Source organism: Bacillus sp. AFS031507, from assembly GCF_002584635.1.
Lineage (GTDB): Bacteria > Bacillota > Bacilli > Bacillales > Cytobacillaceae > Neobacillus.
In genome coordinates this window covers 1-15,652 of sequence record NZ_NUOW01000056.1, presented here as the reverse complement: position 1 = coordinate 15,652, position 15,652 = coordinate 1, and the positions used below count along the sequence as shown (strand labels likewise).

The window sequence follows — 15,652 nt, the reverse complement described above, 5'->3', positions numbered from 1 at the left end:
CTTTTGAATTTGGCATTATTTGCTGCAGTATTACTGCATCCTGCAAAAGTAAAAATAAGAGCAAGAGTAAAAAAATACTGGAAGGATTTTCTTCATTTTAGCTGCTCCGCGTATAGCTAAGCCTTTTACCGATCTACAAGGATCTTCTACTGTTACCAATCGATTCGTTCTCCATCTCTGAAGAATCCCCCATTTGGTCCTTCAGGTCCAATCGTCGCTAACCACACGATAGACTCAGCTGCTTGCCTTGGAGTTCTTGGAGCAGATGGTCCACCCATATCTGTACTTACCCATCCCGGATCGACTGCATTTATTTTGATATCACCATTGATTTCTGCAGCTACCAATCGTGTTAATCCATTTAGGACAAATTTAGACAACTTATATGCTCCCACTCCTTGATAAGACACTTCACTCATCGCCCCATATTCTGAGGAAACATTAATGATTCTCCCATAGCCTTGTTTTTCCATGAGGGGAATAAAGGAACGGATAACATGGTAAGCGCCGAAGAAATTGGTTGTCATTGTTCTCTCCAGAATGGAAGGGCCCATTGCCACTAACTTTTTATTCTCATCCAGATACACGCCAGCATTATTAATCAAGACGTCTAATCTTCCATATCGCTCATTTACTGTAATTGCAGCTTGATGGATGCTTTCTTGATTATCTACATCCATCATCACAAACGAAACGTCCAGATTTGATTCCTTTAATTTTTGCACAGCTTCATTACCCATTTCTGGGTCACGACTTGCCAAAATGACCTTAAAACCTTTCAAAGCCAATTGTTTAACCAGCTCATATCCAATACCTCGGTTCCCGCCGGTGACAAGTGCAACTTTTATATCTTTTGACATTTTAAATCCTCCATTTCTTGTTCTCAGATTGAGTGGTATCTAAAAATCTAATAGGGGATACTCCTTATTTTGAAAGTTGTTGTGTAGGGGTAAACATGTAGTTTCTTAGTAAAATAGTTACCAAACTTAATATTAATGATAAGAATCCCACCAACACGACGTATTGTGTGCCCATATCCGATATAATTAACCCGCCTACAATGGCGCCAAATGTTGTTCCTAAATTAGCGGATGTTAAAAATAAGCCATTTGCGAAATCAGGAGCTTCGGGAGCTGAAGACGTAATCCAATATTGGTTAATATTGCCCCCTATTCCAGCTAAAATTCCCCAAATTAAAGTAATGATAGCCATTGGTACAGTAAATTGTCCAAAAAAGAATAATAGGATGTAAACAACTCCCAATGCAAAAGGAAATGTCACTACAGATTTGATCGCATTTTTAGTAAGTAACTTCCCTGCGACAATGCTTCCGATAATATTGGCTCCGCCGTATACGAATAATATTAGACTAATGGTATTGGGAGACATATTCGTAACAGTTTTCAGATAATCTGCAAGATAACTATAAACTCCAAATACGGCTGAGTTTAATAAAATGACAGACACAATCGAAAGCCAAGTAATAGATTTTTTTAATACCGATAATTGTGCTCCGTAAGAAAGTCTTTCCGTAACAGGCATAGAGGGTACAAATAGTAAGGTAGCAACGAATGCCAACATATTTACAATAGCAAAGAATACCATCGCCATTTGTAAAGAAGTTGCACTAGCAATAAAACTCGCGATTGGTACACCGACTACCATACCGGCAGATACTCCTATAAATACTTTGGAAACAGCTTTTGGAGCTTCTTCTTTACTTACTGAGGCAGCCGCTACTGAAAATGCCAAAGAACAATAAATGGGATGGAAAAAGGCTGGAATGATCCGAGCCATTAATAGAATGGTAAAGTTAGATGTATATATGGATACAATGTTTCCCAAAACGAAAACACCTAGTACAAGTAACATGACCTTCTTCCGATTTATCCCTGAAAACAATAAAGGCATCGTTGGACCAGATACTGCAACAACAAGGGCAAAAAAACTCACCAGCCATCCTGCTTTTGATACACTGACATGAAAGTGATCAGCAATGGAAGGCAATATTCCAATAACCCCCATTTCTGTATTTAAGATGCCGAAGACTCCGATGGTTAATATAAAAATCAACAGATTATTTCGTTTAGTCAAAAAAACAACTCCTTTCTACAATAAATTACCCCCATTTTTTCGGAGGGCAATTTATTTTTAAGGTTCTTCTCAAAGAATTTAGTTTAATTCCGTCTGTCTGCTCACTCAGCCTCAAAAGCGAGAGAGGTAGATATGTCACGATAGGCGTTGATCTGTTGTTGAAGTTCAGCGACTTTCTGCTCCACACCAGCGATAGCATCTGCACCAGCGATCCAGCGAGAAGGTGGTTCCTCCTGACTTGCGATGTTGATTAGAGCCTTTGCAAGCTTGACTGGATCTCCTTCCTGATTTCCATTTTTTTCTTTCCAGAAAGCCTGGTATTGTGCATTACGCTCGGCGTAGTCATCGATTGATGGCTCAGCAAGGAATGTTGATTCTGGCTCCAAAAATTCGGTACGGAAGAAGCCTGGTTCTACAATGGTCGTTTTGATGCCGAATGGAGCGACATCCTGATGTAACGACTCCATAAAACCTTCAAGACCGAACTTCGAAGCACAGTAAGCGGCATTGTATTCAAATCCAGCTAACCCCGCTAGAGAAGAGATTGAAATGATATGTCCGGAACGAGCCTTACGCATCACAGGCAATACGGCGCGGGTGACGTTCATTGGACCATAGAGATTGGTATTAATTTGTCGTTCAATCTGCTGTGGGGTCAGCTCCTCGAAGAATCCGCCATAGAAGTTGCCTGCGTTGTTGACCAACACATCAATCGGTCCAAATCGGTCAACAGCAGACTTGACGGCAGCCTCAGCATCTATTGGGTCCGTAACATCCAACTTTACAATTAACAGATTTTCGTCATCGCCAAGAACTTTGGCTAACTTATCAGTATTACGTCCAGTGGCGACGACCTGAAAACCTGCTGAAAGAGCAGCTTTTACGAACTCAACGCCCATTCCACGCCCTGCACCTGTGATAAACAAAACTTTCTTATTGTTAGTCATATTTATTTCCTCCCAGATTGCTCTTGATTTTATTTTTTAGAAGACTTATTCATTGATTCCTTATTCAACATCCTATGTTATTTATTCTAGCTATGGCTCTTTGATATAGCCAATGCTTATATCTAATATCATGATATGCTTGATGGGTATTTCAAAAACGGATATAATAAACATCATAAAGGAGGGTGTTTTTTGGAACTAAGAGTATTGCGCTATTTTCTTACTGTTGCTAGAGAAGGAAGCATGACGGCTGCTGCTGAATTTTTGCATGTTACACAGCCAACCTTGTCAAGACAATTAAAAGACCTTGAACAAGAGTTAGGGAAAAAATTATTTATTCGCAGTAGTCACAGTATTATTCTTACAGATGAAGGAATGCTTCTGCGAAAAAGATCAGAAGAAATCATAGATATGGTCGATAAATTAGAGACAGAGTTTAGTTCCATGGAAGAAACAATTAGTGGGGATGTCTTCATAGGTGGTGGAGAAACAGATGCTATGCGACAGATTGCACGGGTAGTAAAAGATTTACAGTTAAGTTACCCCAATATCCGGTATCACCTCTACAGCGGAAACGAAGACGATGTGACCGAAAGGCTTGATAAGGGATTGCTTGACTTTGGTATTTTAATTCAACCAGCTGATTTATCAAAATACAATTATTTCAATATCCCAGGTAAAGATGTTTGGGGCGTTGTTATGAGGAAAGACAGTCCTCTTGCCTACAAAGATTCTATACAAGCAGTGGATTTATTAAATGTTCCGCTGATCTGTTCACGACAGGCTATGAAACAGACATTTTCTAAAAATGAATTTGCGGATTGGTTTGGTGAAGATTTTGATAAATTAAACGTCGTGACTACCTACAATCTTGCCTATAATGCTGCCATTATGGTTGATGAGGGCATTGGTTATGCAATAACTCTTGATAAAATAGTGAATACGTCTAGTGATAGTAACCTTTGTTTTAGACCGCTAGAGCCAAGACTTGAATCTGGTTTAAATATTGTTTGGAAAAAGCATCAGGTTTTTTCCGCTGCTGCTGATATGTTTTTAAAAGAAATTCAGACGAATTTTTCAAATTCTTTAAATTGACGAAAGCCTCAGCTTCTGTTGGGTTAGTAATATCGATTTTCAAAAATAATAGATAAGCATAATTACTGTGGAATTGGCTGAATAGCTTTTTTGCTGATATCACCTGGAACATCCCACTTTGAAGCCACTATATAAAAGGATGTCCAAAAAGCTAGGCTTTTTGGACATCCCTCGAAACTAACATTAGAATTTATCATTTAACTCAAATTGTGCTGGTGTCAATCACAAATCGATACTTCACATCTGAAGCTAATACGCGTTCGTATGCTTCGTCAATTTGGTCGGCTGAAATTACTTCAATCTTAGGAACAATGTTATGTTCTGCACAGAAATTTAACATCTCCTGAGTCTCACGGATTCCTCCAATCATTGAACCTGCAAATGAACGGCGATGACCGATAAGTGAGAATACGTTAACTGACAACGGCTCCGCTGGTGCACCAACATTGACCAGTGTACCATCCAGCGTTAGCAGTGAGAAATAAGCATTAATGTCAATTTTTGCACTTACAGTGTTAATAATTAAGTCAAACGATCCGGCAAGTTTCTCGAATGTTTCTGGGTCGTTTGTGGCATAGTAGTTGTCAGCCCCGAATTCCAAGCCATCATCCTTTTTCTTCAATGATTGTGACAGAACAGTAACCTCGGCACCCATAGCATGTGCAATTTTAACAGCCATATGACCAAGACCGCCCATACCAACAACCGCTACTTTCTTACCTGGACCAGCTCCCCAATGGTTTAATGGAGAATATGTCGTAATACCTGCACAAAGTAATGGTGCTGCCGCGTCTAGCTCAATGCTATCAGGTATTCTGACTACGAAATCCTCAGTTACGACAATGTGGGTAGAATAACCACCTTGAGTTGGCTCGCCGTATTTGTCAACACCAGCGTAGGTGGGTACATTTCCATTGAGACAGTATTGTTCTTCTCCTTTACGGCAATTTTCACAATCGCCACAGGAGTCAACCATACATCCGACTCCTACCCGGTCACCGAGCTTGTACTTTGTGACCTCTGCTCCTACAGCTGTGACAATACCTGCAATCTCGTGTCCAGGTACGAGAGGATAGTTCACAGGACCCCATTCGCCATGAGCAGTATGGATGTCAGAATGGCATATACCTGCATATTTAATTTCAATCAGAACATCATGCAAATCAAGGTCTCGTCTTTTAATTTCAGCAGCTCGAAACGGTTTGTCTGGACCGTCTACAGCTCGCGCTTTAGCAGTTATCATAAAAAAACCTCCAATAATTTATATTTTTCAAGAGAATGGCTTGTACCGGATATAAATGAAGAACTCAGGTTAAAATTCCCCTTCATTCCCTTCTATCCCTACTTTTCTCTCCTGCAAAATAATATTAATCCTTATAGTTAACTCTAGGTCAAGAGATTAGTTTAGATTCTTTTTGAAGATCCCCTGACCACAATGGTTTCAAACCATGTCAATAGGCCTATAACTACTATATTCTTTTATTACTAAGTATTTCTCCGTAAAACAGAGACAAGTTATAATTTCCTGTAAGGTGACTTTGACATTATGAAAATACCATGATAAAATCTCCTCATTCATAGAGTTAACTCGAAGTCTATATCATTAAGAATAGGAGAAAAATGATGAAGACATATTCAATAAGCGAAGTTGCAAAAGAATTAAATCTAACAGTTTATACCTTGCGTTACTACGACAAGGAGGGCCTAATTCCTTTTGTAGAACGGACACCAAGCGGAACACGAGTGTTTAAAGAATCCGATATCGACGCTTTAAAAGTAATAGAATGTCTGAAAGCAACCGGGATGCCTATTAAGGAAATTAAAACTTTCATTGATTGGTGTTCTGATGGGGATTCCACGTTGCAACAAAGATATGACATGTTTTTAGACCGAAAAGCTCATGTAGAAGCACAGATGGAAGAACTAAAAAAAACAATGGAAATCATCGAGCATAAATGCTTATATTACAAGACTGCATTAGATGCCGGAACAGATGATATTCATAAAAATACAAAAATAGGAATTTCCATTTCTAATTAACAGAAAGTCCCCTGATATCATAAATGTGGATATGAAATACAGGGGACTCTATTTTATAATTACTACCAATTAGGAAAAGGATTTGGCACAGACATTTAGATATTTCGAGATCATAAATAGAAAAATTTAAATTGTTGATTATTATTAAACCAGCTAGGAAAACCTATTCTCTCAACAATGGTTAGACAAAAAAACCAACAGAAAAATACTCTGTTGGCTTTTTTTGTTTCTCCATGGAGATTTAGTATTTGTTTAGCTCCTGAATCGGAGTTTGAATGATGACTGGATTCTTTTTAGGATTCAACCATTTCAAGATGTTTACAACATTCTTTTGAGAAGTTGAGGTACATCCGAGCGTGTAGCCACTTCCAATGTGGAAGAAGATAGCACTCCCTTTATACGGAGTTCGTTGTGTGTTGTAGTTGATAACGAAACCGTAGGTATAAGCTGAGATATTCATGTTTTCAGCACTCTTCCATTGACCTCGTGTTTTACTTCTTGATTGCCAAGTGTTGTAAAGTTTTGAAGTTGGATCATCTACCCAAACATCATTGAATGTGATTTTTCGGTAAGGCATTTTGGTTCCCGGATTTCCATAACGTCCAAATGCTGTTCCAATTGAATACTTACCAATTGGAGACTTTTTACCGCCTTCATGCATATTTGCTGCAGAGGCAAATCCATATTTACCAATATGGCCTGTTGTGGTTAAAACAGGAACCCATTTACCTTGGATATTTCTTTCAAATGTACGAATTTCAGCATTAGAGGTATTGTAGCCATTAGAAGTGACAAGAATTAATTGTTTGTTGCTTCCTACTGTCTTTAAACCTTCCGCCAAATTCTTAGGCGGTGTAGGGGCTGCGGGTTTTTTAGTCGTTAGGTATTGATTGGATGCCCAACCTGTTTTACCACCAACAGTTACTCTATCCCAAGACCCTTTAGTTTGTGAAACTGTTACAGCTAGGTTTTTCTTAATAGTTGTTACCACTTTGTAGGTCGTTCCCGGACCAGTTCTGACATTCAATGCATTCGCTGTGACATATTTTGTTACGCTTGTCGCAGCATGAACCGGTTTAACCACATGAAATCCTGTAAATAAAACAAACATTGCAACAAAGATTGCAAATCCCTTTTTAAACATATACTTTCATTCTCCATTCTAGTCATGATAACTTACTTAATTTTTGTTATATAACGATTATATCATTCTATTTCAATAGGAATTAAAGCAGTAGGCGAAATAATTGTTTAACTAAATTAGAGGATAATAGCTGCATTCATAACGGCAGCCACATAGACCCATTGTCCTCCTTTCAACTAATAGGCAAAATTCATTGTCTTTAATTATTTATTTATTTTTCTTTCATTTTGAATTTCCATAAAGGATAATCAGTGGTGGCACCCGTAGCAAAGTTACCAGCAGATGTAGCAACAGGTGTAAATATTAATAATCCTAAATTACCACCAGTAACATTACCAACATTAACACCTGAAAAAAAAATCAAACAAGAACTACTAAAGATCGATGCTGAGCACAATCTTGGTAACATAGAAAATGGTACAGTACGATTTTGGTATGAAGATTTATGGATTTCTGGGTTGTATCCACAAGAATTCTACAGATACCAAAAAGAGATCATTACAATTATTGAAAAAAATACAGGTAAGAAAGTCTCTGGATTTTACATCAACTACGCTAATTCAAAATTCACCTTAGGTGTTAACCAGAATGAATAAGAAAATTGTATCAGTGCTAGTCTTAACTTAGAAAATGACAAAATAATTCCCCTTATATAAAGTTAAACAACTAATTGAGTACGAATTGAAAAATTAAATAAAACCAATGTTTCTATCCCAAAAACTTCATTCACAAACCTGTGACAAAAATCACTTTTACTATACTTAACGTTAAGGAAATGACGCCTATCCTACATATAGGGGGCGTATCAATAAAAATAAGGATAGTATACCCTAAGCAAAAAAGCCGTCCATTAATGGTCGGCTTACTGTATACATATTTAGATTTTAATGATTAAGCAGTAGGGTAAACAGTTGTAGTAAAACCTTTTTATTTTATTTACCTTTTAATACATATTCACCTAAATTTTACTTATTCCATACCAAGAACAAATTGAAGAATAAGCTTTTGAGCTTATATTCTTTTTACTTACCTATTTAATTGTTTCACTTTCATAGGCTTTTTTTCCTTGCTTACTTTGATGATTTCACCAATAATACTGATGGCAATTTCTTCTGTTGTTTCCGAACCCATTTCCAAACCAATTGGCGAATGGACCTGATTCAACTGTTCTTGCGTGACTCCTTCACTTTTTAATTTTTCAAAAATGGTTATGACCTTGCGTTTGCTGGCTACCATGCCAACATAGGCAATCGGAAATTGCAGGGCTGTTTTTAAGACAATATCATCACCATCTTTTGTAACAATTACCACATATGACTTTTCATTTAAGTTGGCTGCGAGTAATGCCTTTCCAATATCCTCGTTCACAAAAAGGTTTTTCGCATTAGGAAAGCGTTCCTTCGTACAATAGCCCACGCGATCATCGACAATGCAATATGGATATTCAAGGGAATCAGCCAGCTTTGATAACGCATAGGCTAAATGACCGGCTCCAGCGAGAACGAGTTCAGGCCTGCTTGTATAAACTTCAATAAACACCCTCAACGTTCCCCCACAACTCATTTGAATTCCATCTTTTGCATGTCTATTTAATTTGTATTCAACGATTTTCGATTTACCCATTTGGAGTGCTTTAACACTCTCTTCGATGATATAGTGTTCAGCCAAGCCACCTCCGACCGTGCCTTCAATTGACCCATCACGGTATACAATCATTTTTCCAACATGCCTGGGAGTTGAGCCCTTTGATTCAATAATCATGGCTAAGGCAAAGATTTCGTTTTGACGGTTCAGTATGGCTACTTTTTCCATCAGTAGCATGAATAGCTCCCCCCTTTTTTTAATATTGGCTTTGTTATATATCACTGATGATAAGATGGAGCAATCGAACTCTTATTGACCGTTTCAGTGATTTATAAGAGGAAATGGGCTTTATAAACCATTCTTTTTGACCACTTCTGTGTTCCATAAGTGGATACAGTCTTATTGACCACTTCTGTGCTCCATAATTGGATACGGGCTTTATAAACCATTCTTTTTGACCACTTCCGTGTCCCATAAGTGGATACGGACTTTATAAACCGTTCTTTTTGACCACTTCTGTGTTCCATAAGCGGAAACGGCTTTATAAAACGTTCTTTTTGACCGCTCCATTGATTTATTAGTGGGAAGTGCGCAATAATCCCTTTTTCAATAACCTTGCATGTTTTTTTTCTTAATCGCATTGGTTTAAGAATAATCAACATTCATCCTTAAAATAGCCTAAACATTAATTCGGTTGATATTGCTTCTTGCTGAGGAAATAACGTAAAAGGTTTAACGCAACAGTTTTTCTGTAAGTCGCAGTGGAGCGTTGATCGTCGATTGGTCGAATGATTTTATCAAAAGCTGCCATTACATGAGCGATTTCTGTATCGGCTAATGGTATGGTCTTTCCAACTAGCTTCCTTTCAATATCAATGGAACGAACCATTGTAGGTCCGACTGCCCCAAAGGCAAAGCGCACATCTTCGATTCGAGCATCATTGATCCGGATATATCCTGCAAACCCTACTTTGGCAATAGCATCTGCGTTGCGGTTGCCGACTTTCTCAAAAACAACATGTGCACCTTCTGCTAATATGGACGGCAAAATAACTTCTACCAAAATCTCATTTTGATAACGTTGTACCCTTCTTGGTCCTTGAATATAATCGCTAATAGCTACTACACGATCACCATTTACAGAGCGCAACAGAAGCTTTGCATTGTATACATATAATAAAGGAAGTGTGTCACCTGCTGGAGAGGCGTTGCAAATATTCCCACCTAATGTCCCTCTGTTTCTTATTGCCGGGGCCGCAATGGTTTTAATGGCGTTCTTTAATGGCACCGGGATTAACGGATGTTCAAGTAATTCACTATAGGTACAGCAAGCCCCGATGTGAAGATCCTTCTGATTTTGATACACCCGCTTTAGTTCAGAAAGATGATCAATAAAAACAAGAGGTTTTGGGAGTTTCAGAGGTACTCCCCTACCACTTTTGTGAAGAACCATGACATCGGTGCCGCCGGCCATGATTACACAGTCTTCTCTATTCAATTGACTCAACGTTTGGTCTAAACGATCGAACCGATACGCGGCTAATTTCTCTACCATAATCCGTCACCTTTTTTAGCTGCCTGATTGATCGCATCAACAATCATATTGTAGCCTGTACATCGGCACAGATTTCCAGAAATACCTTCACGGATTTCAGCCTCTGACGGATGAGGATTTTTAGATAACAAAGCTGCACTTGCCATAATCATCCCCGGAATGCAATAGCCGCATTGTACTCCCCCTGCTAAGCTATAGCTCTCATCTAAAATCTTAAATTGTTCCGTTTCAAGTATCCCTTCTATCGTTTGAATATCGGCACCAGCAATCGAGCCTATGGGAATTAGGCAGCTGTTTTGCAGGAGATTATTCACAAAAACACTGCAGGCGCCGCACTCCCCTTCACCACAGCCTTCCTTTGTACCGATTAATTCAAAGTCATCTCTTAATAAATCTAGTAATCTTGCAGTAGCAGGGGCGTCCGTTTCTATGGTTCTTCCATTTAGGGTAAATTTAATCAACCTTCCCACCTTCTTTCATCCAAAGACTTTCAATAATGACTTCTGGTGTGATTGGAATTTGCTGAAATGAAGTTTGCAGTGCATCCTCAATCGCTGCTTGGACGGCCGGAGCGCCGCCGATTAACGTTAATTCACCTGCGCCCTTCGCCCCGTATGGACCGTCAGCATAAGGGTTATCAAAGACTTTACTTTCGATAGGAACAACGTCCAATGAAGTCGGCGGTCCATAATCCGATATGCTTTTTTGTTGGATCTTGCCTTGCTTTGACGTCATCTTTTCTAGATAACCGTACGCTAATCCTTGAGCCAAACCACCATCAATTTGGCCTTTCATAATCCGATCATCGATGACCTTCCCCACTTCATAATTGGCGTATACTTTTTCTAACTTTACATTTCCTGTTAACGTATCAACTTCCAACTCAACAATGTTCACACCCCATGAATAAGCTGGGTAAGCATCTCCAGTGAAGGTCATCTCGTTCCACGGGATCATTTCACGGTGAACATAATGCTCTACTACTTCCTGTTCCACCCCTGTTTGCCACTGAACCTTCAGTTTTATTGCGGCCCGTTCCAGCAATTTCCCGACAATCATTGTCGTCCTGGAAGCGACGGTCGGACCAGAGTCTGGAACCTCTTTTGTATCAGGATAAGGGTACAAAACATCTTCATAAGGGAGGTTTAGTTCTTTGGCGACAATTTTACACAGCGTCGTCAAAATGCCTTGTCCCATATCAGAATTGGAGATTTTTAGAGATACCTGGTCGTCCTTTGATTTAACCAGCTTCACCGTTGCTTTAATATGGTCTCGTTCGCCACTGCCTGTAAATCCACAGCCGTGGAGGAACAGCGAAGTTCCAATGCCTTTTTTATAGCGCTGACTTTGTTGATTGAAACGCTGAAACTCCTGTTTCTTCTTTTTGTATTCCGACGAATTGAGCAGGTCCTCAATCATTTCTTCTACTAATATTGGATCGCGGAATATTCCTTTGGTGATGGTGGGGTCTCCTTGTTTAACGAGGTATTTTCGTTTATATTCAAGTGGGTCGATGTTTGCTAGTTTACTAAGATGTCCGATATGGCTTTCGATTCCAGCAAAGCTTTGTGGTGCACCAAAGCCTCTGAAGGCGCCATTCGGAACGGTATTGGTTTTTAAGACATAGCCTTTTGCATGAAAATGAGGAATTTTATAAACGCCGGCACTGTTTATTAAGGCGCGCTGCAGCACGACAGAACTCAAACCCACATTCGCTCCGCCATCGAGATAGATGTCAACACACAGGCTCAAAATATTTCCTTCCTTATCTAAGGCAGTTCGATAGTTGAGTTTTGCCGGATGCCTTTTTGTCGTAACCACCATATCCTCCGAACGGTCGAACACAAGCATCACCGATTTTTTGACTGCCTTTGCCGCAACGGCTACGTGACACGCCATCATCGAAGGAAAGTCTTCTTTGCCGCCAAAACCTCCGCCGGTAGGGCTTTGAACCACTCTGACATCATCGTCACCACAGGCTAACGCGCTTAGCAAGGCATTTTTTATATAATACAGACATTGCATCGATCCCTGGACTTCAATTTCATCATCCTTATAAATGGCTAGCATTCCTTGTGGCTCAAGGTAGACATGCTCCTGATAACCCGTATCATATTCTTCTTCGATGATTTGATAAGCTTTCTGCTCGATCGCTGAAATGATCTCTAAGCTTTCCCCAAATTCATAGCTTGCCATATTGACCCCGGCTGCAGATTTTTGCTTGATCGCTTCGTCCAATGTATAGATAGGCGGATGTTCTTCAAATTCAATCTCTACTTCATTTAACAAACGGTACAAGATATTCAGGTCTTTTCCAACGAGCATAAGAATCGGCTCACCAATATAATTGACCCACTCATTGGCAAAAATGGGCTGATCTTCTTTGATAATTTTGACATAATTCGGTCCAGGGATATCCTCTGCGCCAACTGCTTCATACCCTTCCGGAAGGTTTGGTAATTGGATGGAGCTGATTTTTCCATATGCAATCTGAGACCGAACCAAAACACCATAAACCATATTTTCCACTTTCACATCACTAATATAGGGCAGCTGGCCCGATACTTTTCCTGTATGATCCTTTTTGGGCACTGAGGTACTTATGTCTTTGAGACTCATTGCACAACACCCTTCGACTCATTTTTTATAGCGGACACATTATAAATAGAGAAACCTCTTCTTTCGATTTTATAAATGTGAAAGATATTTTATGATTAATTTCATTCAAGAATATCGTTGTTTTTAATTATATTTTTATTTCGGGCAGCTTTACCTATTTATGTAAGAATTTTTGACAAAGTATTTTCATTTAACTTGCTTGTTCTTTTCCGTTTCAATCAGTCAAGGTAGAATTAAACAACTTATTAAAAAATGCCAAAATATACAAGTGGTGAAGTCGATTATCAAACATTCCGTATTTTACTATAACAAATCATAATGTTTTTAATTTTTACATAACTTTAACATCAATAATTATACGATTAATGGTATAATTATTGAAAAGGCTTACAATCTTTGGGGTTTGAGGTGAATAAAAAATGGATTTCTATGAAAAGTTACCTGAAGAGTTATTAATTCGTTTTTACTATGAAATTATTAATAATATTGAAAAAGGTATTCTTACGAAAAATATGTATTATGAAATAGGAATAATTATTTCTGTTGCTAATCGGAGCGGAATTTCCTTAGACCATCCTTCTGATTTTAATGATGTGATTAATCAGCAAGCCTTAAATGATTTATTACAATCAGAACAAGTTGGTACAAGGTGTAGTTCTCAGATTGCCTAGCCCTTATTTTGTTTAATGTTATAATTTAACTAAATTTACTTCCATAAATAAAAACTGACTTTTAATTATAAAAATGGGTGCTGCCAGATAAGGTAACACCTTTTCCCGTTACTTATGTTGGTAATCTAATACTTCTACCTTAAAGCCGTGACTACATCCAATTTTCGGAAAATAACCTTACCTATTCACAACCTTTTTCAACTAACCTGCCCGTTAGTCGGATAAGAAAAAGCCACCAAAATGGCAGCTGAATCTTCAACTCTTGCAAATGTTAGTTAAACAACATCTTACGATAATTTGTCAATTAAGGATTTTTGGGAGGTGAAAGCACTAATACAGAGTTTGCTTTTGTGTCCCATCTGTTTTTATTCGATATACCATTTTCTCTGTTCTTGTGTAATAAATCCAATCGTCGAAAATGTTTATGTTCGTTACAAAATGTTCATTTAAAAAAGTTTTACCTGTTCCATCAAGCTTCATTTTGTAGAGATCACCACCAGGTACATCTACAGTGGTATAGTATATCCAACCTTTGGACACGTTGAAGGTTGAAGTAGGAACATCGCTTAATTTGATTTTATTTGATCCATCCAAAGTCATCTTATAAATTCTATTTTCATCTGCTGGATTTCTGAAATAAATCCAATAGCCATTTATTTGAATATTGTAGGCACTTGTATCATTTAGTTTTGTTTTTTCCGTTCCATCAATTTTTACTTTGTATGGTTTTTGGCCATCTGATACATTTTGGTAATAAATCCAATTACCAATTAGGTTAATGGCGGAGGATTGATCTTCATTTAATTTTATCCTTCCTGTTCCATCTACGTTTAATTTATATAATTTAGCACCGTCCGACTGATTTGCATAGTAAATCCAATTACCTGCAACCATAATATCGGTAGAACTATCATCCGTTAATTTTGTCCTTTCTGTACTATCAATTTTTATTTTGTATATCTTCCCATTATCCCTGCCATTTCGATAATAGACCCATCCATTTAAAACATTAATATAGGTTGGATCATCATTGGCCATTAACGGTGTATCCATTGTCAAATCTGTTTTAATTTTAGATAATGTTCCATACAACGCTGTACCTTGCCGTTTATTATAATAAAGCCATTCGTTTTCTTTACCAACAATGCCACTGTTCAATATATTACCTGCTGTATTCCCCAGCCCCTCCATAGACAAATCTTCAGTAAGTGATAATAAATATTGATTCTCCTGGGTTAGGACATTGACTCTATTTTTCAATTCATCATAATCAGAAGTAACCCTAATTACCTGATTTGTCTCATCCCATATAACCTTGGCCCCAACCCTGCTAAACTCGGCAATTGGAACATAAATAAAAGGGTAGGTTGCACCTGTAGGTTGAAAATTTAATACAGGATATAGCCCAGTATTAATATCTACACCATTAACCAATATAGGTCTATCTGCTGTGTACGCTGTAACAGGTTTGTATTGTAATTGCCTAGCTTCAATACTCTTTTTTGAAGCTAGTTCGGGAATCAATAGCGTTTGGCCAATATATATGATCGGGCTTACGAGATGATTTAAGAAAACAATACTTTCCACAGAAGTATTGAACTTCAATGCTATTGAATATAAATTATCAACTGGTTGAACAACATAACTAAGATTAAGGTTTCTGTTCATTATTGCACCCTCCTTATGACAGATTCAATTATTTATCGTATTATTCTGTAAAAGAAAAAGTGCCTAATTGATTTTACATCCGTTAGTTCAATAATAAAAGGAGATGCCGCAGAGCACAGTTTAACTCTAGCACCCGTTAGCTCAAGAGCAAATGAAATACAACTCGTTAATTCTCCCAAAGCTCGACCAGTCGACCTTCAGGATCTTCAATCCACATAAACTTTCCAAATTCACT

The 15,652-nt window shown here is 38.2% G+C and carries 15 protein-coding genes; 4 read left to right on the top strand and 11 right to left on the bottom strand.

All coding sequences use genetic code 11. From position 1 onward, the window contains the following. Window positions 1-152: 152 nt before the first annotated feature. The 3 genes from COE25_RS28040 to COE25_RS28030 all read right to left on the bottom strand — a co-directional run bounded on the left by COE25_RS28040 (window position 153) and on the right by COE25_RS28030 (window position 3,041). Window positions 153-860, bottom strand: a complete 708-nt coding sequence (locus COE25_RS28040; protein ID WP_098934986.1) for an SDR family oxidoreductase — start codon at window positions 858-860, stop codon at window positions 153-155. 64 nt (window positions 861-924) lie between these two features. Beyond that, the gene (locus COE25_RS28035) at window positions 925-2,094 is read right to left on the bottom strand and encodes an MFS transporter (RefSeq protein WP_098934985.1); all 1,170 of its coding nucleotides are present in this window, start codon (window positions 2,092-2,094) and stop codon (window positions 925-927) included. A gap of 101 nt (window positions 2,095-2,195) precedes the next feature. After that, window positions 2,196-3,041 carry an SDR family NAD(P)-dependent oxidoreductase gene (locus COE25_RS28030; protein ID WP_098934984.1) on the bottom strand — a complete coding sequence of 282 codons (846 nt, stop codon included), beginning with the start codon at window positions 3,039-3,041 and terminating at the stop codon, window positions 2,196-2,198. Between the two features lie 192 nt (window positions 3,042-3,233). Here COE25_RS28030 and COE25_RS28025 point away from each other — a divergent pair, with 192 nt between their 5' ends. Continuing rightward, on the top strand, window positions 3,234-4,136 hold the full coding sequence (locus tag COE25_RS28025) for a LysR family transcriptional regulator (RefSeq protein ID WP_098934983.1): 903 nt from the start codon (window positions 3,234-3,236) through the stop codon (window positions 4,134-4,136). 202 nt (window positions 4,137-4,338) lie between these two features. Here COE25_RS28025 and COE25_RS28020 read toward each other — a convergent pair whose 3' ends face one another. Continuing rightward, a complete protein-coding gene (locus COE25_RS28020) occupies window positions 4,339-5,379 on the bottom strand; it encodes an NAD(P)-dependent alcohol dehydrogenase (protein ID WP_088087229.1) in 1,041 nt (346 codons plus the stop codon). A 380-nt stretch (window positions 5,380-5,759) separates the two neighbouring features. Here COE25_RS28020 and COE25_RS28015 point away from each other — a divergent pair, with 380 nt between their 5' ends. Further along, window positions 5,760-6,176 (top strand): MerR family transcriptional regulator, encoded by a 417-nt coding sequence (locus COE25_RS28015; protein ID WP_088087228.1) that lies wholly within the window; start codon window positions 5,760-5,762, stop codon window positions 6,174-6,176. A 241-nt stretch (window positions 6,177-6,417) separates the two neighbouring features. Here the strand turns inward: COE25_RS28015 and COE25_RS28010 are convergent, their stop codons facing one another. Beyond that, entirely contained in the window at window positions 6,418-7,320 is a 903-nt protein-coding gene (locus COE25_RS28010; RefSeq protein WP_098934982.1) for an SH3 domain-containing protein, read from the bottom strand. A 254-nt stretch (window positions 7,321-7,574) separates the two neighbouring features. Between COE25_RS28010 and COE25_RS28005 the strand changes: the two genes are divergently transcribed. Beyond that, window positions 7,575-7,916, top strand: a complete 342-nt coding sequence (locus COE25_RS28005) for a hypothetical protein (protein WP_098934981.1) — start codon at window positions 7,575-7,577, stop codon at window positions 7,914-7,916. A gap of 430 nt (window positions 7,917-8,346) precedes the next feature. Here the strand turns inward: COE25_RS28005 and COE25_RS28000 are convergent, their stop codons facing one another. The 5 genes from COE25_RS28000 to COE25_RS27980 form a co-directional block, all read right to left on the bottom strand. Then, window positions 8,347-9,141 carry an XdhC family protein gene (locus COE25_RS28000; protein WP_098934980.1) on the bottom strand — a complete coding sequence of 265 codons (795 nt, stop codon included), beginning with the start codon at window positions 9,139-9,141 and terminating at the stop codon, window positions 8,347-8,349. A gap of 92 nt (window positions 9,142-9,233) precedes the next feature. Then, complete coding sequence (locus COE25_RS27995) at window positions 9,234-9,566, bottom strand: hypothetical protein (protein WP_142354524.1); 333 nt, start codon at window positions 9,564-9,566, stop codon at window positions 9,234-9,236. Between the two features lie 23 nt (window positions 9,567-9,589). After that, window positions 9,590-10,459, bottom strand: a complete 870-nt coding sequence (locus COE25_RS27990; protein WP_098934978.1) for an FAD binding domain-containing protein — start codon at window positions 10,457-10,459, stop codon at window positions 9,590-9,592. Then, window positions 10,453-10,929, bottom strand: coding sequence for a (2Fe-2S)-binding protein (locus COE25_RS27985; protein WP_256942348.1), 477 nt, complete (start codon window positions 10,927-10,929; stop codon window positions 10,453-10,455). The genes COE25_RS27990 and COE25_RS27985 overlap by 7 nt, the downstream gene beginning before the upstream one ends. Continuing rightward, window positions 10,913-13,078, bottom strand: coding sequence for a xanthine dehydrogenase family protein molybdopterin-binding subunit (locus tag COE25_RS27980; RefSeq protein WP_098934977.1), 2,166 nt, complete (start codon window positions 13,076-13,078; stop codon window positions 10,913-10,915). Before COE25_RS27980 ends, COE25_RS27985 begins: the two co-directional genes overlap by 17 nt. Before the next feature lie 419 nt (window positions 13,079-13,497). Between COE25_RS27980 and COE25_RS27975 the strand changes: the two genes are divergently transcribed. Beyond that, entirely contained in the window at window positions 13,498-13,749 is a 252-nt protein-coding gene (locus COE25_RS27975) for a hypothetical protein (RefSeq protein WP_088087221.1), read from the top strand. Window positions 13,750-14,079: 330 nt separating this feature from the next. Here the strand turns inward: COE25_RS27975 and COE25_RS27970 are convergent, their stop codons facing one another. Beyond that, window positions 14,080-15,417 (bottom strand): DUF5050 domain-containing protein, encoded by a 1,338-nt coding sequence (locus COE25_RS27970; RefSeq protein ID WP_088087220.1) that lies wholly within the window; start codon window positions 15,415-15,417, stop codon window positions 14,080-14,082. Between the last annotated feature and the right edge of the window lie 235 nt (window positions 15,418-15,652).

Bases quoted from the DNA above. Each gene is read 5' to 3' on its own strand.
- COE25_RS28040 (WP_098934986.1), bottom strand. From the start codon at position 860: ATGTCAAAAGATATAAAAGTTGCACTTGTCACCGGCGGGAACCGAGGT.
- COE25_RS28030 (WP_098934984.1), bottom strand. From the start codon at position 3,041: ATGACTAACAATAAGAAAGTTTTGTTTATCACAGGTGCAGGGCGTGGA.
- COE25_RS28020 (WP_088087229.1), bottom strand. From the start codon at position 5,379: ATGATAACTGCTAAAGCGCGAGCTGTAGACGGTCCAGACAAACCGTTT.
- COE25_RS28015 (WP_088087228.1), top strand. From the start codon at position 5,760: ATGAAGACATATTCAATAAGCGAAGTTGCAAAAGAATTAAATCTAACA.
- COE25_RS28010 (WP_098934982.1), bottom strand. From the start codon at position 7,320: ATGTTTAAAAAGGGATTTGCAATCTTTGTTGCAATGTTTGTTTTATTT.
- COE25_RS28000 (WP_098934980.1), bottom strand. From the start codon at position 9,141: ATGCTACTGATGGAAAAAGTAGCCATACTGAACCGTCAAAACGAAATC.
- COE25_RS27995 (WP_142354524.1), bottom strand. From the start codon at position 9,566: ATGTTGATTATTCTTAAACCAATGCGATTAAGAAAAAAAACATGCAAG.
- COE25_RS27990 (WP_098934978.1), bottom strand. From the start codon at position 10,459: ATGGTAGAGAAATTAGCCGCGTATCGGTTCGATCGTTTAGACCAAACG.
- COE25_RS27980 (WP_098934977.1), bottom strand. From the start codon at position 13,078: ATGAGTCTCAAAGACATAAGTACCTCAGTGCCCAAAAAGGATCATACA.
- COE25_RS27975 (WP_088087221.1), top strand. From the start codon at position 13,498: ATGGATTTCTATGAAAAGTTACCTGAAGAGTTATTAATTCGTTTTTAC.
- COE25_RS27970 (WP_088087220.1), bottom strand. From the start codon at position 15,417: ATGAACAGAAACCTTAATCTTAGTTATGTTGTTCAACCAGTTGATAAT.